The 1413-nt window shown below is 41.8% G+C and carries 2 protein-coding genes and 1 pseudogene; all 3 read left to right on the top strand.

Annotated features, from left to right (window positions below; all coding sequences use genetic code 11):
* A pseudogene (locus ACFILA_RS09475) lies at window positions 1-363 on the top strand (phage tail protein); the annotation flags it as partial.
* A gap of 1 nt (window position 364) precedes the next feature.
* The gene (locus ACFILA_RS09480) at window positions 365-565 is read left to right on the top strand and encodes a hypothetical protein (protein WP_375661119.1); all 201 of its coding nucleotides are present in this window, start codon (window positions 365-367) and stop codon (window positions 563-565) included.
* A 126-nt stretch (window positions 566-691) separates the two neighbouring features.
* On the top strand, window positions 692-1413 hold a 722-nt coding region (locus ACFILA_RS09485; RefSeq protein WP_375661118.1), incomplete at its 3' end, for a tyrosine-type recombinase/integrase.

A 1413-nucleotide genomic window follows, 5' to 3' on the forward strand; every position in this document is an offset into this window, starting at 1 on the left:
CTTTATCTCGTGTTAAGAGACAGCCAAAATAGCGTGATTGGGTATCGCAGATGCTATGCTGTAGCGCCTGTCGAACAGGCTTTGGATGGTGTGTACAGCCATTGTGGAAACAAATTTAACCCTTCCCCAACCGGCACTCTGTTGTTTCTTGCAGCCCGCACAGATTTTGAAGATGTTGAGGACAAACAAGCCGCCTCTGTTTCCCTTCTCGTTCATGGCTGTCTTGCACAACAAACCCCTCCTGGCAAACTTTGGTTAGGATTTGGTGAACTACGTGGTGGTGTAGAGATACTCAAAACGCCTGTCACTATTCCTTTGCGTGCCGATGTTCGCGAACAATTCAAGATTTTATTGAGGTTTTAATATGAAGCATGAAAGTGGTTTACCCTTTGCAATTGACAGATCTCGCGGCAAAGAGGAACAACAAAGCGTGGTGTTTTATGGCACGCGTCCCTTTATTCAAAGTGGTGAACTCAATGAAGTTCAAACCATTATAAGGGGACGGCATTACCGATACAAGATATTGATTTATAATGATAATCTAGCGTTATTCATATTGAGTTAGAATCCCGAATAACGGAAGATTCTCTCATTTCAAATCTGTTTATCTTGAATCAATCAAAACCACTCATTTGCACATAACAAGTGGGATGAGTGTGTGGATCAAATTTGTATAAGAAAGGATTAAAAAATGGCTCTTATGAACCGTCTTAATGCAAGATCTGTCGCAACATTGGGGGCTGGCAAATATAATGATGGTGCCGGCTTGCTTCTTCATAAGCGTAAAGATGGAGGTGCTCAATGGATTTATCGTTATACCATTCATGGTCGTCGTCGTGAAATGGGATTGGGAGCGTTGCGAGATGTCTCTTTAAAACAAGCCCGTGAATTGGCAACTGGGTGGCGTTCGGTTTTACGTGAGGGTCGTGACCCCATTAAAGAATGCAATAAACAAAAGCGTGAAGCAATAAGCAATCTCCATTATTTAAAAGATATTGCCGTGGATGCTTTTGAAAGTCGTAAAGCTGAATTAAAAGGTGATGGTAAAAATGGTAAATGGTTTACACCTTTACGCCTTCATATTCTCCCTAAATTAGGTTGTCTGCCGGTTTCTGAGATTACACAAACTGAGATACGCAACACTATTGCCCCTATCTGGCATACAAAAGCTGTTACAGCGCGTAGAGCTATCATTCGTCTCAATCTTTGTCTCAAACATGCGGCTGCTTTGGGTTTAGATGTTGATTTACAAGCAGTAGAAAAAGCACGCGCTCTCTTAGGCAAACAACGCCATAAAATCAAAAACTTACCTGCAATGGATTGGAAAGATGTTCCCGCTTTTTATAAAACACTCTGTGAAGCATCAACCATAACACAACTGGCTTTGCGTTTGCTTATTCTGACAGGTGTTCG

Origin of the sequence: Bartonella sp. CL71SXKL (assembly GCF_042194935.1) — a bacterium.
In the GTDB taxonomy this organism is placed as follows: domain Bacteria; phylum Pseudomonadota; class Alphaproteobacteria; order Rhizobiales; family Rhizobiaceae; genus Bartonella.

Coding starts and splice junctions, on each gene's coding strand:
- ACFILA_RS09480 (WP_375661119.1), top strand. CDS start 365: ATGAAGCATGAAAGTGGTTTACCCTTTGCAATTGACAGATCTCGCGGC.